General features: G+C 72.3%; 17 protein-coding genes and 1 pseudogene. 12 read left to right on the top strand and 6 right to left on the bottom strand.

Annotated features, from left to right (window positions below):
- Window positions 1-260 precede the first annotated feature (260 nt).
- The gene (locus tag ABD901_RS42055; RefSeq protein ID WP_345136362.1) at window positions 261-671 is read right to left on the bottom strand and encodes a hypothetical protein; all 411 of its coding nucleotides are present in this window, start codon (window positions 669-671) and stop codon (window positions 261-263) included.
- A gap of 332 nt (window positions 672-1,003) precedes the next feature.
- Between ABD901_RS42055 and ABD901_RS42050 the strand changes: the two genes are divergently transcribed.
- A complete protein-coding gene (locus ABD901_RS42050; protein ID WP_345136361.1) occupies window positions 1,004-1,747 on the top strand; it encodes a hypothetical protein in 744 nt (247 codons plus the stop codon).
- A gap of 19 nt (window positions 1,748-1,766) precedes the next feature.
- Here ABD901_RS42050 and ABD901_RS42045 read toward each other — a convergent pair whose 3' ends face one another.
- On the bottom strand, window positions 1,767-2,255 hold the full coding sequence (locus ABD901_RS42045) for a DivIVA domain-containing protein (RefSeq protein ID WP_345136360.1): 489 nt from the start codon (window positions 2,253-2,255) through the stop codon (window positions 1,767-1,769).
- 871 nt (window positions 2,256-3,126) lie between these two features.
- On the opposite strand from ABD901_RS42045, the gene ABD901_RS42035 reads away from it, so the two are divergent.
- The 3 genes from ABD901_RS42035 to ABD901_RS42025 are packed head-to-tail and all read left to right on the top strand — an operon-like array spanning window position 3,127 to window position 5,696.
- Window positions 3,127-4,074: a TolB family protein gene (locus tag ABD901_RS42035; RefSeq protein ID WP_345136358.1), complete on the top strand. Its 948-nt coding sequence runs from the start codon at window positions 3,127-3,129 to the stop codon at window positions 4,072-4,074.
- Window positions 4,075-4,083: 9 nt separating this feature from the next.
- Window positions 4,084-4,593, top strand: coding sequence for a SigE family RNA polymerase sigma factor (locus tag ABD901_RS42030; protein WP_345136356.1), 510 nt, complete (start codon window positions 4,084-4,086; stop codon window positions 4,591-4,593).
- A complete protein-coding gene (locus ABD901_RS42025; RefSeq protein ID WP_345136354.1) occupies window positions 4,590-5,696 on the top strand; it encodes a hypothetical protein in 1,107 nt (368 codons plus the stop codon). Before ABD901_RS42030 ends, ABD901_RS42025 begins: the two co-directional genes overlap by 4 nt.
- A gap of 68 nt (window positions 5,697-5,764) precedes the next feature.
- Here ABD901_RS42025 and ABD901_RS42020 read toward each other — a convergent pair whose 3' ends face one another.
- On the bottom strand, window positions 5,765-6,751 hold the full coding sequence (locus ABD901_RS42020; RefSeq protein ID WP_345136352.1) for an aldo/keto reductase: 987 nt from the start codon (window positions 6,749-6,751) through the stop codon (window positions 5,765-5,767).
- A gap of 604 nt (window positions 6,752-7,355) precedes the next feature.
- On the opposite strand from ABD901_RS42020, the gene ABD901_RS42015 reads away from it, so the two are divergent.
- The 8 genes from ABD901_RS42015 to ABD901_RS41980 all read left to right on the top strand — a co-directional run bounded on the left by ABD901_RS42015 (window position 7,356) and on the right by ABD901_RS41980 (window position 20,958).
- Window positions 7,356-9,584: a choice-of-anchor X domain-containing protein gene (locus ABD901_RS42015; RefSeq protein ID WP_345136350.1), complete on the top strand. Its 2,229-nt coding sequence runs from the start codon at window positions 7,356-7,358 to the stop codon at window positions 9,582-9,584.
- A gap of 9 nt (window positions 9,585-9,593) precedes the next feature.
- Entirely contained in the window at window positions 9,594-12,773 is a 3,180-nt protein-coding gene (locus ABD901_RS42010) for a tubulin-like doman-containing protein (protein WP_345136348.1), read from the top strand.
- Window positions 12,770-15,196, top strand: coding sequence for a hypothetical protein (locus ABD901_RS42005; RefSeq protein WP_345136346.1), 2,427 nt, complete (start codon window positions 12,770-12,772; stop codon window positions 15,194-15,196). Before ABD901_RS42010 ends, ABD901_RS42005 begins: the two co-directional genes overlap by 4 nt.
- Window positions 15,181-15,363 carry a hypothetical protein gene (locus ABD901_RS42000; protein WP_345136344.1) on the top strand — a complete coding sequence of 61 codons (183 nt, stop codon included), beginning with the start codon at window positions 15,181-15,183 and terminating at the stop codon, window positions 15,361-15,363. Before ABD901_RS42005 ends, ABD901_RS42000 begins: the two co-directional genes overlap by 16 nt.
- Window positions 15,344-17,413 (top strand): TRAFAC clade GTPase domain-containing protein, encoded by a 2,070-nt coding sequence (locus ABD901_RS41995; RefSeq protein WP_345136343.1) that lies wholly within the window; start codon window positions 15,344-15,346, stop codon window positions 17,411-17,413. Before ABD901_RS42000 ends, ABD901_RS41995 begins: the two co-directional genes overlap by 20 nt.
- On the top strand, window positions 17,410-18,525 hold the full coding sequence (locus ABD901_RS41990; protein WP_345136341.1) for a hypothetical protein: 1,116 nt from the start codon (window positions 17,410-17,412) through the stop codon (window positions 18,523-18,525). The genes ABD901_RS41995 and ABD901_RS41990 overlap by 4 nt, the downstream gene beginning before the upstream one ends.
- Window positions 18,507-19,874 (top strand): hypothetical protein, encoded by a 1,368-nt coding sequence (locus tag ABD901_RS41985; protein WP_345136339.1) that lies wholly within the window; start codon window positions 18,507-18,509, stop codon window positions 19,872-19,874. Before ABD901_RS41990 ends, ABD901_RS41985 begins: the two co-directional genes overlap by 19 nt.
- 115 nt (window positions 19,875-19,989) lie before the next feature.
- Window positions 19,990-20,958: a helix-turn-helix domain-containing protein gene (locus tag ABD901_RS41980; protein WP_345136337.1), complete on the top strand. Its 969-nt coding sequence runs from the start codon at window positions 19,990-19,992 to the stop codon at window positions 20,956-20,958.
- Window positions 20,959-21,081: 123 nt separating this feature from the next.
- Here the strand turns inward: ABD901_RS41980 and ABD901_RS41975 are convergent, their stop codons facing one another.
- From ABD901_RS41975 to ABD901_RS59550, 3 genes and pseudogenes are all read right to left on the bottom strand, one after another.
- Window positions 21,082-21,822 carry a sulfite exporter TauE/SafE family protein gene (locus ABD901_RS41975; protein ID WP_345136335.1) on the bottom strand — a complete coding sequence of 247 codons (741 nt, stop codon included), beginning with the start codon at window positions 21,820-21,822 and terminating at the stop codon, window positions 21,082-21,084.
- Between the two features lie 72 nt (window positions 21,823-21,894).
- Window positions 21,895-24,687, bottom strand: a complete 2,793-nt coding sequence (locus ABD901_RS41970; RefSeq protein WP_486303873.1) for a family 78 glycoside hydrolase catalytic domain — start codon at window positions 24,685-24,687, stop codon at window positions 21,895-21,897.
- A 75-nt stretch (window positions 24,688-24,762) separates the two neighbouring features.
- Window positions 24,763-24,912: pseudogene (locus ABD901_RS59550) on the bottom strand (glycoside hydrolase family 78 protein); the annotation flags it as partial.
- Between the last annotated feature and the right edge of the window lie 165 nt (window positions 24,913-25,077).

Here is a 25,077-nt window from a genome sequence, read left to right as displayed (position 1 = left end):
AGGAGATGGACCTAGGCCACGAGATCTCGTACTGCGGCAGACCGACAGACCTGGCCTGATGTCGTAGACGTGCGTGCACGCCAGCGGGTAGTTGGCCGTTATGAAGACAAACGCGCGACTTTCGGCAAGACAGGGAACCTCGGGCCCGCCGTGTCCGTCACCCGCTGTGACGAGCACCGTCTGCCGCCGCGCAGCACCCGCGGCAGAAGCGTGCACGTCAATGGTCAACTCTTCGGTGCACCGTCGCGGTGCTGGTCTGTTCATGACGGCATCGGATCGTTGTTGTGCGTGATGCCGAACCACACCCTCGTGCGCTGGCTGGTCAGTACGACAAGGTAGACCGCCGGCCAGATGAGATCCCGACCCGCAGCTGCGTCATTCATCGACGCTGCGCTCAACAGGAGGTACGCGCCGTTGGTGCTGTGGAGAGCGACCAGGATCCACCACGCCCATGTCCTTGCCCGCGCCACTGCCCAGGCGAGGGTCAGGTAGACCGGGCTGAGGACGGCATAGGTCCACGCCGGCAAACCCCAGAACGGGCCGACATCGGCAACGACGGCAAAGGCCGGCATGCAGATGCCGCCAATCACGAGTAACACCGCTAGCGCCACGACGCGCCGCGGCCGTGTAGCCGAGCGCTGGTGAGCCGCGTCGTCCACGGGGTCGACCACGCGTGGCATTCAACCAGAACTCGCGGGTAGCGGCCCACTCGATGTTGATGCCTGCTGCGTGAACGTGATGCGCAACCGCACATCGGCAGAACAGGAAGCCTCACCTTCGCCGAGCCTGCTACCGGCAGTAACGAAGGCTGACGGGCCGCCGCGCACCAACTGCGGCAAGTCCGCGCACGGTGCCGGCGCAACGATCGCTGGTTGCGCCCGAGGCGGAACCGCTGTTTCCGCGTGCACTCGAGGGCCGAAGCCTTCCAACCGAGCGTGAAATGCCGCCGCTGCGAGCGACTTTCGCTAGGCTCGGCGCCGGTTGCCAACAGCGAGGAGCCGCGATGGGCATTGACTACAGTTTCCAGCTGTACGTCCATCGCGACCATGTTGTCGGCTTCCTTGCGGCAGTCGCTGCGCTGTGCGACCCGCACGGAGACGAGCAGACCACGGTGATCGTGCCCGACGGTACCGTGATGAGGCTGCCCGGGTCGTATGGATGGAAGGCCGGGCGGACCGAGGTACTCACCGACGTGGTCGCCGACCGCTACGCGTCGAGCTTCGACCTGTCGCTGTGCTTCCCGCAGGACGACCGGCTGCGCAGCTACCTCGACAGCGCGGCCGCCGACCACCGCGACGTCCGCTGCCCCTGGCCGGACGGAACGACCCGGGTGCGGGTCGCCCTGGTCTACCTGGGGGTTTCCGACGGCTCGTCACTGCTGCCGGAGCACTGGATGTTCGACTTCACGCCGGCCACCAGCGAACAGAGCCGGCTCTTCCTGACATCACCCACCATCAGGCAGACCTTCGCAACGCTCGCGCTCAACGCCACATCGCCGCTGTGCCTGCTCGACGTCGAGGAACTGTTCAGCATCGTCGTGACCGGACCGCGCCAGCAGGTCTCGGTCCAGGTCCCGGGCCCATGCCTGCTGTGGGACCGCCGTGCACCCAAACACCAGGCATATCGCGAGCTACTGGCACGGCTCAGCGCCTCAGCACCATCGACCCGACCGAAATGGATTATCGGACCGGGCCACCCCGACTACGACACGTTCATCGACGATCTGGTGATCACACAGCACTGTTGATCGATTGCGGTGATACGGCCTATGCGAGTTCCCGTGCTGCCTGTTGAAGGAACCGATCGATCTGGTGCCGCGCGTACCCACGGAACTTGACCGCAAAGACTGCTTGTCGCACGGCGACCGCAGCCTCGGCGCGGGCAGCGGCGCTCCCGGATGTCAGCGCTTGGCCGACCTGCTCGACCAGCCGGTCCACGGCAGCCACATCGTAGCCACGCAGGGTCACGTCGAACTCCGCCATGTGCACCGACCAACCGTCCGACAGGTCTGGGTCTGGCTCTGACCCGGGTGCACCCTCAAGCTGAGCGGTCAGACTCGCGATCGCGCCGTCGACCTGCGCCCGGTCGAACCCGCGCAGTACGACGGGCAGGTTCGCGCGGTGCAATGCGGTGACTGCGTCTGCCCGCGCACTCTCGTCGACGGTCGTGAGGGCGGCGACGGCCGGTTCCAGAAGCGCATCCACAGCTTTTGGGTCGTATCCGCGCAGCACCACGGAGAACTCGAAGGAGATCATCAGCTCAGTGTTGCGACCCTGTCAAACCCGCCGCCAGCTATCTGTCGCGGAGTGCGCCGCGCACAATGCGGCAAAAGCGGACGCCGCGCTGGGAACCCGTCGGCTGCACTGCCGCATGAGCCGGGGGACCATCGAGGTGGGCTGCTTCCTGCAGCGATCCATCTGGAGGGGGAGAATGGCAGACGAATGGCTGGACCACTCCGAGGTTTTGGTCCTGGACCCCTTGGAGAACTCGCCGCTGCCGCTCTGGGAACTTCGCTGGCACGAGGCGACAACACTGCAGGAACTCGCAGACATCCTCGCGGCAGGTTTGATCTCGGTGGCCACGCGCCTGCGGCAACCCTTTGATCGATTGGGGCCTTCTGGGTCCGCATCCGCTCATCGGACCCGGACACCTCCGCGCCGCCTAGGTCCGTCACCGACCGTAGCTGGAAGCGTTCCGCAACCGCTGACCTGGCAGCACAGACCGCGCCGCCCCGGACCCCCGGGGCGGCGTTGCGTCTGCGGGGTGTGCGTCCCGCCCGCCGTACTGGAGGGAGACGAGAGAACTGGGCGAGGGTTGTTCGCGGGGAGGTGCCGCCGATGTTCGTGAGGAGGTGGCGCTGCTGGTCAGCGTGAGCGTGGACTACTGCGTTCGGCTCGAACAGGGCAGGGCGAACGCGCCGTCATGCTTGACGCGCTCGCGGCGCCGGCCGCGGGTGGGACGGCGATCAGCGCAGCCGCAGCCGGGACGGGCGGGACCGTTGACGAGTTCGGCCGGGTCGGCACAAAGTGTCGGAAACCAGCGCGGCAACCGTGTAACCCGATCGGCGCAGGGCGGCGTTTGTAGCGGTCGACTGTCCATCAAGGACCTCCTAGGAAGGCTGCCGCCATGAACCGCTCCACCGTCGTGCTGTCGTTGTTCGTTTCCGTTGCGTTCCTCGGCGCGTGCCAGGCATCGCCCACGCCCGCGCCGGTTTCCGGTGCGGCGTCGTCGGCCGCGGGCTCTGCGCCGGCGTCGGTGCCGTCGGGTGCGGTGCAGGAGAGTGCGCCGGCCGGGTTGCCCGGGACGCTGTCGGTGCTCACGTTCGAGCCGGGCAAGGCCATTACGCTGCTGCGGCGAGGTCAGAGCGTCTCCTTCGGTGCCGCCGGCAACGGTGACATGCTGCCCGTGCCCTCGCCCGACGGGCGGCACCTCGCCCTGGTCCGCAGTCCCGACCCGGGAGTCGTTGCGCCCGGGGATCTCGTCGTGGTCGAGGCGGGCGGGCAGCGTCATGTGCTCGCCCGCCAGGTCATCGGGGGTGGCGGCAACGCGCCGGCTTGGACGCCTGACGGCAAGGCCGTCGTCCACGGCGGCGTGCGGTACGACGTGAGCGGCGGCGGCCACGCCGGCGCCGGGCTGACCGGGAATCCCGCGTACCTGACCTACTCCGTCGGCGGTGCCACGCTGGCGTACGCGACGAGCTCGAACTCCATCATCGTCGCGCCGGCCGGCGGTGGCGCGAAGCGGGTCGTCGACATCTCGAAGCTTGCCGAGTGCAGCCTGCGGGCGGCCTGCCCGTTCGCCGTCCAGGCGGTCTCGGACGACGGCCGCTACGTGGCGCTGGGCAGCGGCAACACCGACCCGAGCAACGTCACCGAGGCGCACCTCGTCCTGGACACCAGCTCGGGCAAGCCGGTCGACCTTGCGGCGTTCGGAGACGTGCAGCACATCTGGTTCACCGCGAGCGGCGGCGCGATCGTCCACACCGCCCGCGACCTGCGCGTTGTCGACGCGGCCTGGCACGTCACCGGTACCTTCCCGGCGCCGGGCAACGGAAAGCTCTTCTACACCGCATAATCGCCGCCGATGGAACAGGACGAGCACGACTTCGAGACCTTCTACCGAGCCCGGACCCCGGCGCTGCTGCGCACGGCGTATCTGCTCACCGGTGACCGGCATCTGGCGGAGGACCTGGTCCAGGACGCGCTCGCCCGCACGCACCGGGCCTGGCGGAAACTGCGCGAAGGGGGCAACCCCGAGGCATACGCCCGCCAGGTCATGTACAACCTGCAGGTCAGCCGGTGGCGCCGCAAAGGCGTCCCGGAGGCGCTGCCCGGCGAACTGCCCGAGCGCCGCGACGGCCGCGACCAGGCCGGCGACACGGCCAACCGGCTGGCTCTGCGACAGGCCCTGCTGACCCTGCCGGCCCGGCAGCGCGCGGCGCTGGTGCTGCGCTACTTCGAGGACCGCAGCGAGGCGGAGGCCGCCGAACTGCTCGGCTGCCGGGTCGGAACGCTGAAGAGCCACCTGTCCCGGGGTCTCGGGGCGCTGCGCAAGGTGCTGCCGGACCTGGCGACGGAGGGGATGATCCCGTGAACCGCGACCTGTACGACCAGTTCGCCGACCTGGCCGCAGACATGGACGGCACCGACCTCCACGGCCTGCGCCAGCGGGTGGACCGCCGCTCCCGCCGGCTCCGCAACCGCCGGGCCATGGCCACCTCCGCCGCCGTGGCGGTCGTCGCCGTCCTCGCGGGCGGCCTCACCGTGCTGCAGCTGCGCGACCAGGCGGCACCGGTGCCGGTCCTGGGTACCTCGGCCTCGCCCTCGCTGCCGCCGTCGCCGTTGCCGTCGTCCGAGGCGCCGTCGCCGGCCACGTCCGCGTCGCAGGTGGGGATGCCGCCCGACGCGTTGCCCGGCGTGCTGTCGTACCTGACGCTGCAGCCCGGCAAGCCGATCGTGCTGCACCGCTACGTCGACGGCACCCCGCAGACCACGAGTTTCGGTACGGCGAACGACCACGACGTCTACGCCAGCCCGTCGCCGGACGGCACCCGCGTGGTCGCCAACACGTCCCCGGACCCCGGTTCCATCGTCCCGGGCGACCTGGTCGTGGTGGCCGCGGGCGGCGCGCGCCGGATTCTCGCCCACAATGTGCAATTCGCCGGCGGCAGCACGGCCGTCTGGACCCCCGACGGTACGGCGGTGATCGCCGACGGCAAGCGCTATGACGCCGCCACCGCAGCGACCACGTCCGTGGGGGCGCTGCCGTACCTGGTCTTCTCCCCGAGCGGCACGCTGCGCGCGTACGGCTCCCCGAGCGTCCAGGACAGTATCGAGATCACGAAGGCGGACGGCAGCTCACCGCGGACGGTGTCGGTCGCGGGCCTGAGCGAGTGCACCGCCCACGCGGGCTGCCCGACATCGGTGCAGTCAGTCTCCGACGACGGCCGCTACCTCGCCCTGGGCGACGTCAACAGCGACCCGCGGCATGTGTACACCACCACGCTCGTCTACGACACGGTGACGAAGCAGCGCGTCTCCCTCGGCCAGCTGAGCCACGCGTGGTTCCGCGCCGACGGAGCCGTGGTCATCTCCGGAAACCAGGCCAAGCTGTACGACAAGGACTGGCACCTGCTGCGCACGTACCCGCTCCCGGCCGCCGAGACCGGCGACACGCGGCTGCACTACCGGCCCTGACCCGGCAAGGCCGGCCGGCCGGCGGCAGGCCGGTCACGAGACGGTGGGAGCCATGACTGACCGCCCGGTCAGCGGTTGGTCAGGCGTTCGAGGTGCTCGGGGTACCGTTCGCCCTGGATGTCGATCTCCGCGAGCGCATCCTCGATTTCGCGGAGGTCCTCGGCGGTCAGGTCGACGTCCGCGGCGGCGATGTTCTCGTCGAGGCGCTCGAGGCGGCGGGTGCCCGGGATCGGCACGATCCACGGCTGCCGGGCCAGCAGCCAGGCCAGGGCGATCTGGGCCGGCGTGGCGTCCTTGCGCTGTGCGACGGTCCCGAGCAGGTCGACCAGGGCCTGGTTGGCGTCGCGGGCCTCGGCGTCGAACCGCGGGATGCTGGTGCGGATGTCGCCGGCCGTGAACTCGGTGTCCTTGGTGATCGTACCGGTGAGGAAGCCCTTGCCGAGCGGGCTGTAGGGCACCAGGCCGATGCCGAGCTCGGCGCAGGCCGGGATGACCTCGGCCTCCGGGCGGCGCCACCACAGCGAGTACTCGTTCTGGACCGCGGTGACGGGCTGCACGGCGTGCGCGCGGCGGATGGTGCCGGCCGCGGCCTCGGACAGGCCGAAGTGCCTGACCTTGCCCGCCTCGATGAGCTCCTTGACGGCGCCGGCCACGTCCTCGATCGGCACGTCGGGGTCGACGCGGTGCTGGTAGAACAGGTCGATGGCCTCGACCCGCAGCCGGCGCAGCGAGGCGTCGGCGACGCGCCTGATGTTGTCGGGGCGGCTGGACAGGCCGGCCTGACGGCCGTCGGCGTCGAACGCGAAGCCGAACTTGGTGGCGATGACGACCTCGCCGCGGAACGGCTCGAGGGCCTCGCCGACGAGCTCCTCGTTGACGAACGGGCCGTAGACCTCGGCGGTGTCGAAGAACGTGACGCCGCGCTCGACGGCGGCGCGCAACAGGGCGATGTTGGCGTCGCGGTCGGGGCCGGGGCCGTAGCTCTGGCTCATGCCCATGGCGCCGAGGCCGATCGCGGAGACGGTCAGGCCGGTGCCGAGCGTGCGGTGCTGCATGGATGGCTCCCTAGCGGTCATGGTCAGGCTCGGGGATGCGGCGGCTGCCACCGTACTGTGGCAGCCCCATCCCGGTTGTCCATGTCCCTCACGCTACGACCCCGGCCGGGGCCGAGAGGGGTTCTGTCATTACCTGCTGGCGTTCTACGCCGGCTGGCCCAAGGCCATGTCGGCGATCACCGTGGCCAGGAACCTGTTCCGAGGAGACAACTGAGACCGGACGCCCGCCCATGCGCCGGCGTGGGTCCGGTGCGCAGGGGAGTGCGGCCGTAGCCGGGCCGTGAGGGGCCGAGCCTCCTGCCGCCTTTTGCGCTGCAGACGCCGACCAGCCTTCCCGGCATACCGGCTTTCAGTGTAGCGACGTGTCCACCGGTCGGCTGGCCCTTCAGGACCGTCCGGCGGCGCAGCATCGTCCGGGCGTCCGGCCGGGAAAGTGGCACACAGCGTGTCCCAGGTGCTGCGGCGCGGCGAGTGTCACCCGTTCGTGGTCGTCCGTTCGGCTCCCAGTGGTTCTTGGCCACGAGCCGTCCGTCAGAGAGCAGCGAACCCGGCCGGCCCCTGCCGCGCCGGGCTCGCAGCCATCTGGGACGAAGGGACGGGAACCGTGACGCGAGCCAGTTCCGCGCGCGTGGTGCTGCTTGCCGTGATCGCGTGCGCCGGGGTGTTCGCGGTCGCCTCGCCGGCGGCCGCGGAGGAGGGCGAGGTCCAGCCGATCGACCTCGCCGTGGCGGTGGACGAGTCCGGCAGCCTGTCTCCGGCCGACATCGCGCAGGAGAAGGCGGCGGCGGCCATCATCGCGCTGGGCGAGCTTTCGCCCCAGTCGCGCATCACCGTGTTCGGCTTCGCCAGCCGCGGCTCCGGCAAGGCCGCGATCGAGAGCGACCGGTGCGTGTTGTCGCCGGGCGCCGGCGCGGCCGACCGCGAAACGATGAGCCAGTGCATCCAGCAGCACATCAACCGCCGCGAGGGCGACGGCTCCGACACCGACTTCGTCGCGGCGCTCGAGCAGGGCATCTCGGTGCTCACCGACAACGACCGGCCGAAGCTGCTGATGCTGCTCACCGACGGCCAGCTCGACGTGCGCAAGGACTCCGACTACGGCCCGGATGCCGACGCGCGCCAGCAGCACGCGATCGAGCTGCTGCGCCAGCACGTGCTGCCCACGGCGAAGCAGCGCGACGTCCAGGTGTGGCCGCTGGGCTTCGGCTCGGTCGACCAGGGCATGTTGCAGGAGTTCGCGGCCGGCGGCGGGCGGGCCGAGTGCGCCGACGGCAAGGAGTTCACGCCCGAGGCGAGGATCGTGCAGGACGCCGGCGGGGCGCGGCTGCTGCAGGCGATGCAGGAGGCCTTCGCCAAGGGCCGCTGCCTCGGCAACTCGTTCGCCGACCCGGAGACCCTGCGCCCGGGCGGCGACATCACGCTCGAGGTGACGATCCCGGCGATCGCAACGGACGGCACGATCACCGTGTACAAGGCCGACCCCGGCGTCCGGGTCACCTACCTCGACCCGGACGGGCACGCGGCGCCGACCAGCGGCACCGCGGACGGCTCGACGTTCGAGCTGGCCGGCAACAGCGGTACCGTCGAGGCGCTGCGCATCCGCAACCCGAAGCCGGGTAAGTGGACGGTCCAGCTCAAGGCCCCGTCGGGCATCGAGGGCCAGCTGGTCACCGCCAGCGCCCTGTGGCAGGGCGTGCTGCGCTCGGTGTTCGTCCTCGACCCGCCGAGCCCCGCGCCGGGGCAGACCTTCACCGTGGTGATGCGCCCGCACACCCGCTCCGCCGAGATCACCGATCCCAAGACCCTGGCGGGCCTGGCGTTCTCGGCAAGGCTCACCGGATCGGGCGTCGACACCACCGTGGCGCTGCTCGACGACGGCAAGGGCCCGGACGCCAAGGCGAACGACGCCTTCTACAGCGCCTCGTTCCAGCTGCCGGCCAACGCCTCCGGGCAGTACACGGTGCGCGGCTCCGCCAGCGGCCCCGGCGTCGCCGTCGACGAGCACGCGCAGACGTTCACGCCCGGCAAGGTACAGCTGGTCAACGCGCAGATCGCCGTCGACCGCTCCGACGCCGTCGCCGGCACCAGCCGCTCCGGCAAGGTCCAGCTCAACAACACCGACACCAAGCCGCACGAGGTACGCCTGGTGCTCAAGGACCTCAACACGAGCGGCTCGGTCTCGGTCTCGCCGGCGACCGCGACAGCGGCGCCCGGCAAGAGCGAGTTCACGTACAGCCTCGCGTTCTCCGGCGGCGCCACGGGCCCGTCCGGCGGCGTGCTCCAGCTCGTCGACGCGGCCAGCAACGACGTGATCGCCAACACCCCGCTCGGCGTGACGGTCAAGCCGCAGCCGGGCCCCTTGGAGAAGTACAAGTGGCCGCTGATCGCCGCCGGGGTGCTGCTGCTCGTCGCCGCCATCGTGGTCGTCGCGCTGGTCGTCGGCCGGGTCCGGGCGGCGAACCTGCGCGGCCTGCAGTTCACGCTGTACCACAACGGCCAGCCCCTCCTGCCGGTGCTGGACGTGGAGCGCTCGGTCTCGCGGTTCGAGTTCGACATCCGCATCCCCACGGCCGGCTACGACCTGGCCGCGCTGCAGTCGGTCGAGCCCGGCACCGGCGGCTACCTCGCCCGCCTGAAAGACCAGAGCACGGTCCTGCTGCAGCATCCGGGCGGGCCGGAGCCCCTCGAGATCGACCTCGCCGGCCCGGCGGTCGAGCTGCCCCACCTGCCCCAGTACGCGATCGCGGCGCGCCGGATCGCACAGCAGATTCCCGACTCCGGAATTCCCGCGCCTACCGCGCCGACCGTCAGCGCCGCCGACCCATACCTATAGGGGACCCCCATGCATCTGTACCACCCGCTCATGTTCGTCGGGCTCGGCGGCACCGGCTGCCGGATCGGCGCCGAGCTCGAACGGCGGCTCCGGGAGGAGCTGTGCGGCGCAGACGGGCTCAAGCTGCGCGGCGAGGAGTTCAACCTGCAGCACCTGCAGCCGTACGAGCTGCCGCACTGCCTGCAGTTCATCTACGCCGACCTGAGCCAGGAGGAGCTCGCGCGGCTGCGGCGCCGTTCGGTGCCGAACGAATCGTTCGCCGACGTCGCGACCCGCAATGCCGCCTACGCCTACGACCTGCTGCCGCAGTTCGACAGCTACCCGCAGGTGGCGCGCAACCTGCGCATCCGCGGGCACGGCTTCGTCGAGAGCTGGCTGCCCGACACCGAGCACGAGCCGATGGTCGTGCCGCTGAAGCTCGGCGCCGGCCAGCTGCCGACCGTCGGGCGGGCGGCGATCTTCGAGACCATCTCCAACAACCTCGACTCGGTGCGCCACCCGATCACCAACGCGATCGGCGCCATCAGCACCTCGGCGGCCGAGCTGATGGTGCTCAACCGCGACCGCGACGCGGCGTTGCAGCCCGTCGACGTGTTCGTGGCGTTCTCGGTCGTCGGCGGCACCGGCGCCGGCATCTTCTACGACTACCTGCACATCATCGACTCGGCGTTCGCCCGCGCGAACGTGCAGGCCAACATCTACCCGCTGGTGCTCATGCCCTCGGCGTTCGACGAGGGCCGCGGCGGCGGCATGCCGGCCTCGCTCAACGCCGGCCGGTCGCTGCTGGACCTGTTCCGCCTCATCGACGACCTCAACCAGGACACCCGGCAGTACGGTGCGATGACCGGCAGCCGGGTCAACCGCGGGCTGCACGTGAGCTACCCCGGCGAGGGCGACCTGAAGATGCGGCTGGGCGCCATGCAGACCGCGTTCCTGTTCAGCAAGACCGCCGGCATCGAGCGCGACGACCTGCACCGCTCGATCGTCGCGCTGATCATGTCGCTGGTCGGCCTGGAGCAGCCGAAGCAGGGCCTCGGCGCGACGGCGGAGAGCCAGTCGTTCGCGGCCACCTTCATCAACGGCAGCACCGACCGGCAGACGCCGTCGAAGACCGGCATCGGCCAGCGCAGCGTCTCCACCAGCCTGGTCGGCTCGCTGACCGTGCCCTTCGACGACCTCGCCGACATGTTCGCCGGGCGGATGCTGGCCCGCGGCGTGCGCGAGCTGCTGCCCGCGCCGCCGGGCCGCGAGGAGGCCAACCGCGAGCACATCCACCGCTTCTTCAACGGCGCCGGGATCGGCGCGGTCTGGGAGCGGGCGGAGCAGCCGTTCCAGGAGCCGGCGGCGGTGAAGGGCGCCACCGACATCGTGAACATGCTGCGCACCCGCGTGCGGCGCATGGAGGAGGGCCTGGCCAGCCTCGACCAGAGCCTGGTGCGCCTCACCCCGGAGCTGGCCCGCGACTTCAACCCGGTCGAGGGCGCCCTCGGCGTGCTCGGCGACACCCACCTGCTGCGGCTCAAGCGGGTCGTGTGCGGGGACCTGGCCCTGGCCGAGCAGATCGACAAGCTCGGCGTCGAGGGGGTCATGGAGACGCGCCGGCAGCCGCCGACGCCGCCCTCACCCGACTGGAGCATCAACGCGCCCAAGGTCGGCGCGATCAAGAACAGCCTCGGCGTGATCCGGGCGACCGTCGCGCATCCGGCGGCGCGCAAGAGCGTCGAGGAGCAGAACGAGTGGTACCGGTACCGCACCAACCGCTGCTGGCATGCGGCCTGGAACGAGCATCGGGGCCGCTGGCATCCACGGCTGGAGCGCTTCAGCCGGCAGCTCAAGGCGCTGGTGGAGGAGCTGGACGCGCACGCGCGCGACAGCGAGGACGAGTTTAACCAGCGCGCCGACGAGCTGTACCGCTCCCGGGTCGGCGTCACCTACCTCCTGCCGCCGCGGGGCGACCTCGAGCTCACCTACGAGCGGATGCTGCGCCGCCTCGCCGACCGGTACCCGGCCAAGAAGGTCCGGCCCAACGCCACCGAGGGCGAGCTCATCGCCGCGATCCTCGGCCCCGACGGCTGGCGGGCCGCGCTCGTCGACAGCCTCACCCCTGGCCGCGGGCCCGAGCAGGGCGTGCAGATCCTGCTCGGCCGGCTCAAGCAGGAGGTCGTGCAGATCCTGCGCGACGGCGAGCAGGGCGACGGGCCGCTGCTGCCGCACATGAGCCAGCTGCTGCGGGCCGCGGCCAACCGCGGCGACGGCGCCGTCAACGAGAACGACGTGCAGTACTTCGTGTCCACCCTCGCCGGCATGGTCCCGGCCGCGTTCGTGCCCGAGGGCACCGGGACGCTGAGCACGCTCGTGGTGTACCCGGCGGCGGTGCGCGACGACAACGCGGAGCGCTTCCTGCGCTCCACCCTGAAGCTGCCCTACGGCCACCGCGTGGCCGAGCCGGAGTTCTACGCCGTGGACACCGAGCTCATCACGGTGGTCTTCGTGCGCACCGGCATGGGCGTGACCGAGGTCGCCGAGGTCCGGCAGGTGCTGCTGGACTGGTCGCAGGCCACCCGCTCGCCGCGGCGCGAGCACTACCTGCCCTGGCGGCAGCGGCTCGGCCACGAGCAGGACTGGCTCGCCACCACCGAGCGGCACCGGGTGGGCATCCTGCAGCACCTGCTCGCGGCCATGTGGAACGGGCAGGTCACCTGCCTCGGCGACAAGGACTCGCCGGACGCGATCCTGGTCACCACGCACAAGGGCGCCTCGACGTCCGGCGCGATGCGCCTGGAGCTGTCGTCCTTCGGCGAGGCCTCGTCGTGGGGGAGCATCCTGCGCGCCTACGAGGAGTGGACGCTCACCGACAGCAGCGAGATCCGGCTGAACTTCTGCGAGAAGCTCATGGACTGCGTGCCGGAGGGGTTGTCCACCAAGATCAGCGACCCCGATCCGCTGTACACCAACCTCGTCGAGGTCGTGGCCGAGCGCGAGATCAAGGTGCTCACCGAGATGCTCGACGTGACGCCCGAGGGCACCCGGCACCACTGCGAGCAGCTGCTTGCCTTCTGGAAGGACACCTTCGCCGCGGCCCGGCGCGCCACCTTCCTCGGCCAGGCGCCGAGCGGCAACACGCTCGAGGCGCTCGAGCGCACGGTCCGCGGCCGGGGCGGCAACTCCGAGGGGAGGACCCGCGCGTGACCACCGCGACGCACGCCGGCCAGGTGCTGCCGGACCACCGCACGCTCGTCGTCGACCTGCGCACCGACTATCAGCTCCTCGTCGGCCGCCGCAACTTCCACGAGTACGTCCGCGAGCGCATCGCCGCCGGCACCGCCGACACCGACCGCACGACCGACCGGGTCGAGCTCGGCCGGATCGTCGTCATCGACCGGGCCGGCGACCTGTTCGCGCACAGCGACGCCCTGGCGATGGTGCTCAACGCCCAGACCGTCCGGCACGTCATCTGCGTCGCCGTCGGCATGGCCGACGGCGACGGCGGGGTCGCCGTGCGGCTGCCGTCCATCCTGCGCAACGAGTCCACGACGGTGCTGTGGGTCGGCGACGAGCGCGGCGTCAGCTGGAACCCGGGCGAAGGCCCGGCGTCCACCGTGACCCTCGAGGCGGTCGACGGCGACGACACGTACCTCGCCGACCTGCTCGAGGCGCTCACCGCGATGGAGGTCTTCCGGGAGGCGGCGCAGCACACGTCGAAGATGCCGTCGCGCGTCGCCGTCCCGGGCGTGCGGGTCGTCTCCACCCGCGTCGACGACGACCTGCTCGTCGCCGCACAGCGCCGGGCCGTCGGCGCGATCAACGGCGCCGCGGACCGGATCGTGCCGGCCCAGCCCACCGGCGAGCGGCTGCCCCGGCTCGGCGGCGAGCTCGCCCGCCGGTTCCCCCGCGTGGCCCCGACGGCGCCGGGCGGGACGGTCGGGCAGGCCCGCGCCGACGCGCAGCGGGCCGTCGAGTCGCTCACCCGCACCGTCGCGACGGCCGGGCGGCCCTGGCGGCCGCTCGTGCCGGAGTCCGGCGCGCCGGTGCCGACCCTGTTCGCCCGGGCCGCCGAGGCGCTGCGCCAGTACCGGGAGGCGGTGCGCGGCCTGCTGATCGAAGGCGACGCCGGCCCTGACGGGCACCGCCGGTCCCGGCTGCGCGACCTGGGCATCGCCCTGCCGCCCGGCCCCGGCCCGGACGCCGACGAGCCGGCGAGCGCGGTCGAGGCCGTGCGCCGCGAGGTTGTGGCCGGCATCGAGGCCGGCCGGCCACTCAAGACGCTCGTCCTGGAAGTGTTCGCCGCGGCGAGCGAGCTGCGCCCGGCCGGCAGCCGGGTGCGCGCCGCCGATCTCGACAGGTCCTGCCCGGACCAGCAGCTCACGAAGCTCGGCGAGGTCCCGCCGATCCCGGGCGGGTTCCAGGCGTTCACGGTACCGCTGCTGATCTTCCTCGCCCCGCTGCTGGCGCTCGTCCCGGCGCTGTGGTCGCCGATCGGCCGGATCGGCGCCATCACCTGCGGCGTCGGCGTGGTGCTGCTGCTCGTGTTCGGCGCCGCGCTGCTGCGCGGCCGGCGCCGCCGGATCGGCCTGGTGCGCCGGGCCGCCCTGCGCGACACCGGCATCGTCACCGTCGTGCTGCTGCTCGCGGCCGTCGCACCCGCGGCGGTCGCCTGGGGCGTGCTGACCGGCCGGCTGCCGGCCGTCGGCGACGAGCCACCGGTGCCGGAGGCGTTCGCCTGGGGCGCCGTCGGCCTCGGCGCCGTCGTCGCCCTCACCGCGATCGGGCTGTGGTGGTACCTGGTGGTCCGGGCCTGGCGCTCGGAGCTGGCCACCGACCAGCCGGGCCGGCTGTGGCGGGCGATCACGGCGGTGTACGACGCCGCCGCCGAGGAGTGGACCCTCTCCGAGACCCTGACCAGCGCCTCCAACGCCGTGCGGGCGTTCGGCGGCACGCTCGACACGCTCGGCGGCGAGCTCGAGGCACACGCCGCCGAGCTGCGCACCGACCCGCGGCCCGGCCGCTCGGCGCGCACCGACGTGGCCACGGTCGGCAGCGTCAACGCGATCGTCCGGCACGACCTCGTCGGGCTCGTCCTGGCCTGCGTCGAGCGGGGCGCCGCCGACGTGCGGCTCGGCGAGCGCGACGGCGTCGCCGAGCGTGTCGGGCAGCGCGCCCGGGCCCTCGCCGACGCCTACGACCGGTACGTGCGCCGCGACGGCATCCAGAACCCGCCCGCCGACTGGCCCGACCGCCCCGGCCGGGCCCAGCTGGTGTCGACCTGGTGGCGGGGGCTGGACGCCTTCCGGCGCGCCATCGCGTCGGGCCGCCCGGTGCAGCAGCTGTGCTCCGACGACCAGGTGCAGCTGCTCAGCCGCAACCCGGGCGCCGCGGCCACGGTGGCGTTCGCGCCGCGCAGCGCCCGCAACGTCCTCGCCGACCCGGCCGGCAACGAGCCGGTCGACGTCGAGGCGCCGTTCACCGACGGGCGGGGCGAGCTGGTGTGGACCGCGGCCGGCACGTCGGCCGGGGTGCTGCACCTCGTGCCGCTGCGCACCGGGGTCGAGTTCGGCCAGCTGGAGCGCGACACGGTGCGACCGGGGGAGGGGCCGTCATGGACGTCCCGCTGACGACGCTGCGCGCATTGTTCGGGATCGTGCTGCTCATGATCGCCGCCTACGCCGCCTGGTCGACCTTCGAGGGGTGGCACCACTCACCGCGGCACGGGGCGGCAAAGGGCCCCGCCGGCGCCGAGACCGAAACGAAAGGAGGAACAGGTGTCGAACGCGGTCTGTGACCAGGTCCTGACCTTCACCACCCCGCACGGCGACGAGGTCGCCTGGACCGTCGCCGTCGAGGCCGACGAGCCGCACGACGGCGGGCGCGGCTTCGCGTTCCGGTCGCGGCACGTGACGGTCAGCGCCGGCGAGCAGCGAATCCTGCAGCGCCGGCTGACCGGCACCGGAAGCACGGACGAGCGCGACGCGTGGGAGCGGCGCCTCGACGCGGAGATCTGCGCCGGCCTGCGGCTCGTGCGCCGCTTCGGCGAGCGCAACCTGCTGCCGGTGCTGCCACCCATCGTCGGCTACAAGGTCGACGTGGACGAGCCGTTCGTCCTGTGGCAGCCCCCGCCGGGCGTGCCGCTGAGCGGCCAGCTGACCCGGCTGCTCAACGAGGACATCGACCAGGTCCTCGTCGACGTGCTCACCGCGCTGGCCCGCCTCGCCGCGGTGGGCGTGACCCACCGCGCGGTCGGCCCCGACGTGATCTTCTGGGACGGCCACCACGCCCACCTCGCGGGCCTCGGCCTGGCCGCGCTCACCGGCGAGCCGCGCGAGCCGGTCGGCAAGGCGCCGTGGAGCTCGCCGGAGCAGCGGGCCGGCGAAGGCGTCATCGACCCGCGCGACGACGTGTGGAGCACCGCGGTGCTCCTGGGCCGGATGATCTCCGGCGTGCCCGACGACCATCCCCGCCCGGCGCACCTCGGCCACCGGTACGGCGCGTTGCTCGGCGACATGCTGGAGCCACTCGCCGCCCGCCGGCCGACCGCCGTCGAGGTGCTCGCCCGGCTGTCGGTGCGCGCGCCGATCGGCGACCCGGTCGAGGGCGACGGCGGGCTAGCCGCCGCCCGGCGCCGCTTCGACGACCTCATGGCCGCGAAGGGCTCCACGCCCGTCGCCCGCGCCGCCGCCGAGCCGGTGTCGCCCGCACCGCAGCCGGTCGTGCAGCCGCAGCGGCGCGGCAACCTGTTCCGCCAGCCGCCGCCCCCGCCACCGCCGCCGCCGGCACCGCGCCCGGAGTTCGCGCCGCGGCGCTGCTACCGGTGCCTTGACAGCGTGCAGTGGACCGGCGTGGACCTGCGCGCCGTCATCGACGGCAAGGATCAGCCGATCGACGTGCGGACCATCGTGGACCCCGACAAGCGGGAGGCCCGGCTGCGCCACGCGTTCCAACGCTGCCCCAACCCGTCCCGCGACACCCCCGAGCACTACCTGCCCGCCGCCTACCTGCGCAGCGGCAAGCCCATCAACATCGCGGTCGTCGGCCGCTCCGGCGCCGGCAAGAGCCACCTGCTGGCCGGCATCATGCGCGAGATCGAGGGCGACGCCCTGTCCGAGTTCGGGGTGCTGGCCGGCGCCGTGGACATCGCGTGGCACTCCGAGTTCATGGAGCAACAGGTCTCGCGGCTCTACGACGGCCTGCGCGCGCTGGAGCACACCCAGGTGGTGTCCGACGTCGACTTCACCGACGGTCTGGTGCTCAGCATCGCAGCGCAGCGCCGGCCGCTGATGTTCTTCGACGTCGCCGGCGAGACCCTGATGCCGCAGCGGCAGCGCAGCCGGGCCGCGCAGTTCCTCTCGGCGATCGACGCGCTGCTGTTCGTCGCCGACCCGGAGCCGGCCACGGTCGACTCGACGTTCGGCGCGGTACTCGACCGGCTCTCGCCGCGGCAGGGCCCGGACGGCAAGCTCGACGTGCCGGCCGCGATCGTGGTCACCAAGAGCGACCTGGCCCGGTTCGAGGAGCCGGTCGACCGCTGGATCCGCTCCCGCTCCGGCGGGCGTGCGCCGATCCACTGGGACCGGGTCGTCGAGGAGAGCCGGGACGCCTACGCGTACCTGCAGCGGCGGGGCCGCACCGGCCTGCTCGCCCCGTTCGCCCGGATCCGCGACTGCACGCTGCATTTCGCGTCCGCCACCGGCGCGCACGAGGTCAACGGCGAGTTCCCGCGCGGCGCCCGCCCGCAACGCTGCCTCGAGCCGTTGCTGGCCCTGCTGCTGCAGCTGGGCGTGCTGCCCCCGATGGCGGCGGGGCGGCCCCACGAGCTGATGAGGAGCGGCGGATGAGCGCCCAACTGCACACGATGGTGTTCGAGTGGACAGACGAGCGGGGCAAGTCCGGGACGGACGTCACGTACAGCTCCATGTCCCGCCAGGATGACCGCCTGTGGTACGAGCGGCTGCTGACGCGGGTGTTCCTACCGAACGGGCATCACGACACGGGCAGCACCTGCTACCTGCACTACGACGACGGCCAGGCGGCCCTGCTGCACCGCTGGCCGGTCAAGGACGGCAAGAACCGGGACTCCGCGCGAACGCGGGTCCTCATCGGCCCGCCGGACGTGCTGACCTTCGACGCCGCGATCGCCCTGCGCACCGACGAGGAACCGGGCGACTACGGCGCCGGCCCGTTTCGAGATGTACCGCAGCAATTGATTTCGGCGAGCGACGACGAATCCGCCCTGCTGGCGGAGGCCCGGAAGCACGAGGCGCAGGCGGTCAGGTTGGTGGCGGCGATGCTCCATGCGGGCGGCGTCGACCGCCGGTTCACCATCGTCGCCGCGGACGCGTCCCCGCGCGTGCTGCTCTGGGCCGTGCACGCGTGCTTCGCCAAGGAGACCGCGCAACCGTGGACCTTCTCGACCGCGGAGGCCGGCGACACCGACGGCGACCTGCCGCGCTTCGTGTTCGTCCCGGCGAGGTCGGCGCGCAACAGCCCCGGTGCCCGCGACCGCGCGCAGATCGACCTGTCCCGCCCGGACCTGGTCGACAGCAGGTATCGCACGGACGCACAGATGCGGCTCGACGCGGTCTTCGAGCCCGGCGAGGGGCGTCCGAGCTCGGGCCCGCCCGCCCGTGCGCCGATGCGGCCGAGCCAGACCGCCACCAAGGTCGCCGAGACGGTGGCCGCGATTCCGGTCGTCACGGTGCCGGCCGCCCCGCCGGTGGTGCCCGCACCGCCGCAGGCCCTGCCGCCGTCCGCGCCTCCGGTCGGGCACCCGCCCCTCACCACGGTGGTGCCGCCGCGCCCGCCCCTGGTGCAGCCCGTGCCGGTGCCGGCCGGCCGCGGCGTACCGGAGCCGGTCTCGGAGCGGGCCGAGTACCCGTTGCTGGTCTTCGGCATGGCGGTCGTGTCGTTCGTGTTCGTGCTGTTCCTGATGTGGGCGGGATCGTGGTGAGCGTCGGCCGGGCGCTGCTGCAGGACGTGCGCTCGCCGGACGACGTGGCCGGCGCCCTCCTGCAAGCCGGGGCCGCCCTGCTGCTGACGTTGACCTGGGCCGTCTACGCGAACCCGTCCCCGCCGCTCATCGCCTGGAGCGTCTTCGCCGGGGTGGGCGTGTGCAGCTGGCTGTTCCTGGCCACCGTCACGCGTTCCGCCCGCGACGTGGGCTCCGGCGCCGGCGCCTCCGAGCTGCGCGGCGTGCTGCTGGTCGCGATCCTGCTGACCCAGCTCGGCTTCCTGCTGCGCCTCACCGGCCAGAAGGGCAGCACGGCGCCGGCCCGCGAGTGGCTGGCGTTCCTCGCCGCGACGCTGGTGTTCCTCGCCGTCCGCGAGGTCGGCCGCCGTCGCGTCCACGTGGTCGCCTGGGCGGTCCTGGTCGGCGTGCTCCTGGTCGGCTCGATCGCCGCGGTGATCCTCACGCCCCACCCGAACAACGGTCCGAGGCTTCGCTGGGAGGACGGCCTCCCGGCGGCCGGCCTGGCCGCGGCGCTCGCCGGCGCGCTGGCGCTGTGGTGGGCAATGCGCAGCGGCAGGGTCCCGCCGGAGGCGATCCGCGTCCACGTGGTGGCGGTGCCCCCGCTGGCCGTGTACGCCTTCACCCGCGACCCGGGCGCCGCGGCGCTCACCGCGGGCGCGAGCGCCGGTGCCGTGATCGCCGCCGGCCGCGTCGTGTGGGGCTCGACGTGGTGGTTGACGCTGCGCCCGGTCGCGCTCGGCACCGCGGTCGCGGTCGGGGTCGGCGCAGTGTTCCGCGTCATCGACCCGTACGGCATCTTCACGAAGCCGCCGACGGACGCCCCACGCGACCTGGTCGGCGTCTGGCAGGACGGCCACGGCCCGTCGCTGGGCGCGGTGGCCGGCCCGTTCGCGGTCCGGGCCGTCATCCTGCTGGCGTTGGTCTTCGCCGTGCAGGTGGGCCTGATGCTGCACCGGGTGCTGCGCATCGCCCCGCCCCCGCCCGGCGACAAGCCCGGGAGGTTCGCCCGGGTCTGGGCCGCCGCACTCGGGGGCCAGCTGCTGGTCTCGGTGCTGGCACCGCTGGCCGGGCAGATCCCCGGCTTCTCGGTGCCACCGTCGGTCGCCTCGCTGCCGCTGGCCTCGGACGGGGTCAGCTTCATGATCGCCTTCGTGGCCCTGGGCCTGCTCTTCGCGACGGCCCAACCGAGCGCCGAAACCCATGACGTCGCCCACGACCTGCCGCGGCACCCGGACCGTCGGAGCGATCATGGGGCCGAGCAGCAGCGATTCGCTACGAGCCGGGCCGTCGGTTCCGACACTTCCAGACCCTCGACGCCGCCTTTCTGACCGCGCTCGCCGCCGTCCTGCTGGCGGCCACGCGGTGGTGGCGGCGGCGAGCACCCCGGGGTCCGCTTGAGGTTCCATCCGGTGGAACCTTCAGGCTTGGTACGTGGATCGCAGATTGGATCGCTACACGATCGGGCAGCTCGCACGGCGTGCCGGTGTATCGGCCCGAACCGTCCGGTTCTGGTCGGACAGGGGCGTGTTACCGCCGGACGACCGTTCCAGCGGCGGTTACCGGCTCTACGATGCGGCGGCCCTCGCCCGGCTCGAGCTGATTCGGACCCTACGTGACCTGGGCCTCGGCCTCGATGCCGTAAACGCACTGCTGACCAGGCAGGTCACGCTGGCCGATCTTGCCGCGACCCACGTCAAGGCCCTCGATGCGGAGATCCGCACGCTGCGGCTGCGCCGCACCGTCCTGCGTACCGTGGCCCGCCGGCACAGCACCGCAGAGGAGATGACAGTGATGAACAAGCTCGCCAGGCTGTCCGCACAGGAGCGCCAGCGCATCATCGACGACTTCGTCGACAGCGCGTTCGACGGCATGGCCGACTCGGACGCCGCCGTCGTGGCCGGCTGGATGCGCGAACTGCCCGCCGAACTGGCCGAAGACGCCACCGACGAGCAGATCGACGCCTGGCTCGAACTGGCCGAGCTCGTCACCGACGAAGACTTCCGGCACAAGATCCGCACCATGGTGCTCAGCGGCGGCGAAGACTCGCGCTTGGAGTTCGGGCTGAACATCCGGCCGCTCGTCCTTGCTTACGCCGGCAGCGCCGTCGAGCGCGGAGTCGCTCCGCATGCCGTCGAGGGCCGGGACACGCTCGACCGGATCGTTCCGACCGACCTTCCGGTCGAGGAAGCCGCCGCGCTGGTCGCGTGGCTGGAGATGGTGGCCGATCCCCGGATCGAGCGCTACTGGCAGCTGCTCAGCATCATCAACGGCACCGAGGCCGGCCCGCCCACCGTGCCCGCCTTCGCATGGCTGCTCGCAGCCATCCGTGCGCACCGAATTGCCAACCGGCGCTCACTCGAGCGGGGTCGGTCAGGATCCGGGTCATCGGGCGGCATCCGCTTCGAACGGTAGGTGTGTGCCGAGGAGCCCCTGATCGAGCGACACCGGACGCCGTCGAATGGGCTCTGGCGCGCTATGCAGTGACACGCATATCGAACATTCCCGGTCGTTCGTGCTCGAGGGTGAGGTGCGGGTTCATCGATATGCGTGCCAGGCGAGGTTCGCGGCGAGCCCCAGCCCCATCAGGGCGATGATGACCCGCAGCACCTCCGGCCGCGTCCGGCGCACGACGGCCGGGCCGATCCGGCCGCCGACGAGGAAGCCGATCCCCAGCGGTACCACCGTGATCCAGTCCACCGGCCCGAACAGGGCGTAGGCGAGCGCGGCGACCGCGTTGGCCGCGCCGAGCAGGGTGTTCTTCATCGCGTTGCCGCGGGCGAAGGAGTCGGACGTCAACGCCAGCAGCAGCGCGAGCATCATGATGCCGGCGGCGGCGCCGAAGTACCCGCCGTACATCCCGATCAGCGCGACCCCGCCGGTCAGCAGCCATCCGTCGCGGCGCTCGCCCTCGCCCGGCCGGCGCGGCAGCAGGACCGCGGCCGAGGCCAGCGCGATCAGCCACGGCACGACGAGCTCGAACGACCCGGCCGGGGCGAGCAGCAGCAGGCCGCTGCCGACCACCCCGCCCAGGACGGCGGCGACGCCCAGCCACCGGATCCGGCCCGACTGGCCGGCCAGTTCGGCTCGCGACCCGGCGACGGCTCCGGCCGTGCCGCCAACGAGCGCGACACTGTTGGTGACGTTGGCGGTCACGGGCGGCAGGCCGAGCGCGAGCAGCACCGGATAGCTGACGAGCGACGCGACGCCGGCCGCGGCGCCGACGAGCCCGCCGCCGATCCCGGCCGCGAGCAGTATCGGATACATCCACCACGTCACGCGCCGAGTCTCGCGCACCGCCGACGGCCGTCGCGGCAAGGCCCCGCGAATCGGGCGAAGTCCACCGCGGAGTTACTGGACGTAGCAGCTCTTGGGGGTGCCGGGGATCGGGTCGCCGAAGGTCGCGTTGTCGCACGGGGTGCCGGCGGTGATTCGGCGGTACGCGTACTGGCCCGCGGCGCCGAATGCGACCTCGCGGGTGCCGGTGAACGCGCACGTTCTGGTCTCGGCGGCGCACGGGGTCCACGTCGTCGTGCCCGGCGGCGGGCCGGCCAGGTAGCAGGCCTTGGCGGTGTTCGGCGCCGGGTCGCCGAACACCGCGTTGCCGCACGCGGTGCCGCCGGTCAGGGTGGCGAAGCGGAACTGGCCGGATGCGCCGTAGGCGACCGTGGCCGATCCGGCGAACGCGCACGTGCCGGTCTCGGATGCGCACCGGGTCCAGGTCGTGTTCGCCGGCGGCGGGGCGATGAGGTAGCAGGCCTTCGACACGTTCGGCAGCGGGTCGCCGAACACCCGGTTGCCGCACGCGGTGCCGCCGGTGAGGGCGGCGTACCGGTACTGGCCGGCGGCGCCGTAGGCGACGGTCTGGGTGCCGGTGAACGCGCACGTGCCGGTCTCCGTCGCGCACCTCGGCCAGGCGCCGGGCAGGGCCGGTGACGGCGTCGGGGCGACGGCGCCGGTGAAGTGCCAGGCGCCGGAGCCGACCGTGTAGACGGTCTCGGTGCCGGTCGCCGACACCTGGGTCGCGCCGGCCGACGGGGTCACGGTGGCGTCGCCGCGGCCGAAGTTCGGCACGTGTACCGTCGCGGCCGCGCCGACCGGGACGGTGACGTCGAGCGCGATCTGCTGACCGGTGACCGTCCACGACGAGGCGACCGGGCCGCGGACCGTGTCGATGGAGGCGGCGACGTGTTGCAGGCCGGCGGGCACCCGCGGGTCGACGGTCAGCGACGCATAGCCGGGTCCGGTCGGCTGGATGCCGGCGAGCTGGGTGTACAGCGACGCGTTGATGCCGGCGAACATGGCGTGGTCGTGTGTCTCCATCGAGGAGGCGTACGTCCACTCTTCCCACGGGGTCGTCGCGCCGCGGCCGATCTCGTAGCCGAAGCCCGGGTACGTCGTCTGGTCCAGCACCGTCATCGCCACGTCGACGCGGCCGATGCGGGCCAGGGCGTCCATGAGGTACCGGGTGCCGAAGATCCCGGTGTCAAGGTGGCCGCCGTTGCGGTTGAGGACGGTGTCGACGAGCCGGGCGCCGACCGCGGTGACGTTGGCGTCCGGCACCAGGCCGAAGGCGAGGGGCAGCACGCTGGTGGTCTGGCGGCCGCTGCCGTAGCCGGCGCCGTCGGGGTTGAGGAAGCGCGCGTTGAACGCCTGTTTGATGTTCTCGGCCAGCTGGGTGTAGCGGGCGGCGTCGGCGGCCTGGCCCAGGGCCGTGGCCGCCTTGGCGACGGTGTGCGCCTGGCGGTACGACAGCGCGGTGTTGACGATCGAGACCTCGCTGGTGCAGCTGCCCGCGCTCGGGTTGCCCTGGCCGCCGTTGGCGTTGGGGCCGAGGTCGGGCGGGCACCAGTCGCCGAATCCGGTCGTCCAGATGTAGCCGGGCACGTTGGCGGCGTTGGTGTCGACGAAGCGTTGCATCGCCGGGTACGTGGCGGCCAGGGTGTCGCGGTCGCCGTACTGCTCGTAGAGCGCCCAGGCGAGTACCACCTGATCGCCACCCATGTCCGGCTGCTGCGCGTTGCCGGCGTCGTTCGGCAGCGCCGTGCCGGGCGGCATGTCCAGCAGGTAGTTGGCGTAGAAGCCGCCCATGCCGAACTCGCGGATCGACGCGTCGTGGTAGGCCTGCACGTCCATCCCGGGCGGCGTGCGCTCGTCGCGGACCGGGTTGTCGGTCGGGATGCTCATCGAGTTGTTGAGGATGGCCCAGCGGTTGTTCTGCCAGATCTGGTTCAGCAGCGGATCGGACGAGGTGAACGCGCCGGTCGAGGGCACGGCGGCGTGCACGACACGGGCGTCGAGGCTGCTCGCGGCCGGCGTGCCGGGGAAGCCGGTGACCTCGACGTAGCGGAAGCCGTGATAGGTGAACCGCGGCTCGTAGGTCTCCACCGTGCCGGTGCCGGCGAGGGTGTAGGCGTCGGTCGACGCGGCGTTGCGGTTCGTGGTGGTGTCGAGCATGCCGTTGGCCTGCACCTCTTCGGCGGTGCGCAGCCGGACGGTGGTGCCGGCCGGCCCCTGCACGCGCAGGCGTGGCCAGCCGGCGATATTTTGCCCGAAGTCGTACACGTAGGTGCCCGGCTGCGGCTGGCTGACCTTGACGGGCGGTCGCGTGGCGGCGACGCGGATCGGCGGCAGCGTGGCGGCGGTGAGCGTCGCCGACGGCGCGGCCACGGCCCGCACGGCGCTCCAGCCGGTCGAGGCGTTGCCGGGCTGGTCCCAGCCGGGCCGCTCGAGCCGGGCGTCGTAGGTCTCGCCGGCGTAGAGGTCGTCGGCGGTGATCGGCCCGGTCGCCCATGTCCACGACGGGTCGGTGACGATGCTCTGGTGGCTGCCGTCGGTGAACGCGACGTCGAGCAGCAGGATCGCCTGCTTCGGCCCGGTCCAGCGGAAGCCGTACGGGCTGAACGTCGGCCCGTAGCCGTCGCCGAGCCACAGCCCTACGGCGTTGGCGCCGGCGTGGACGGCGCCGGTGATGTCGTAGGTGGTGTACAGGTTGCGCTGCGCGTAGGGGGTGTTCGCCGGCGCGAGCACCTGGTCGCCGACCTTGGCGCCGTTGAGCCGCAGCTCGTAGAAGCCGAGCCCGTCGACGTAGGCGCGGGCCGCCGCGATCGGCTTCGCGGGGAGGGTGAAGCCGGCGCGCAGCATGGGCGCGGCCGTCGTCGCGGTGCCGGGGCTGATCCACTGCGCGCCCTTCCAGTCCTGGGCGGCGAACAGCCCGGTCTCCCAGCGGGCGGCCGGGCTCCAGGCCGACGGCTGGTCGTGGGCGTCCCACACCTGCACGGCCCAGGAGTAGGCCCGCGCCGGCTGCAGCGCCGGCCCGCCGTAGGGCACGGCGACGGAGTCGGCGGTGGCGACCTTGCCGCTGTCCCAGACGTCCGCGCTGCCGGGGACGTTTAAAACGTTTCAAAGACCCGGTTATGCCCGAGCATAGACACACATCACTGCTGAGACAAGTGCGGGCCGCCTGATCGGGCCGGCGAGAAGCAGGGCAGGATGGTCGCAGTTGGAAGCTGAAGGCAGGCTGAACCGGCGGTG

Source organism: Dactylosporangium darangshiense, from assembly GCF_039537565.1.
Classification (GTDB): domain Bacteria; phylum Actinomycetota; class Actinomycetes; order Mycobacteriales; family Micromonosporaceae; genus Dactylosporangium; species Dactylosporangium darangshiense.
This window is presented reverse-complemented; position numbering and strand designations above follow the sequence as displayed.

What these genes read in the sequence shown, in the direction of transcription:
- ABD901_RS42050 (WP_345136361.1), top strand. Translation starts at nt 1,004, where the DNA reads ATGGGCATTGACTACAGTTTCCAGCTGTACGTCCATCGCGACCATGTT.
- ABD901_RS42045 (WP_345136360.1), bottom strand. Translation starts at nt 2,255, where the DNA reads ATGATCTCCTTCGAGTTCTCCGTGGTGCTGCGCGGATACGACCCAAAA.
- ABD901_RS42035 (WP_345136358.1), top strand. Translation starts at nt 3,127, where the DNA reads ATGAACCGCTCCACCGTCGTGCTGTCGTTGTTCGTTTCCGTTGCGTTC.
- ABD901_RS42030 (WP_345136356.1), top strand. Translation starts at nt 4,084, where the DNA reads ATGGAACAGGACGAGCACGACTTCGAGACCTTCTACCGAGCCCGGACC.
- ABD901_RS42020 (WP_345136352.1), bottom strand. Translation starts at nt 6,751, where the DNA reads ATGCAGCACCGCACGCTCGGCACCGGCCTGACCGTCTCCGCGATCGGC.
- ABD901_RS42010 (WP_345136348.1), top strand. Translation starts at nt 9,594, where the DNA reads ATGCATCTGTACCACCCGCTCATGTTCGTCGGGCTCGGCGGCACCGGC.
- ABD901_RS42000 (WP_345136344.1), top strand. Translation starts at nt 15,181, where the DNA reads ATGGACGTCCCGCTGACGACGCTGCGCGCATTGTTCGGGATCGTGCTG.
- ABD901_RS41990 (WP_345136341.1), top strand. Translation starts at nt 17,410, where the DNA reads ATGAGCGCCCAACTGCACACGATGGTGTTCGAGTGGACAGACGAGCGG.
- ABD901_RS41970 (WP_486303873.1), bottom strand. Translation starts at nt 24,687, where the DNA reads ATGCTGCGCGCCGGCTTCACCCTCCCCGCGAAGCCGATCGCGGCGGCC.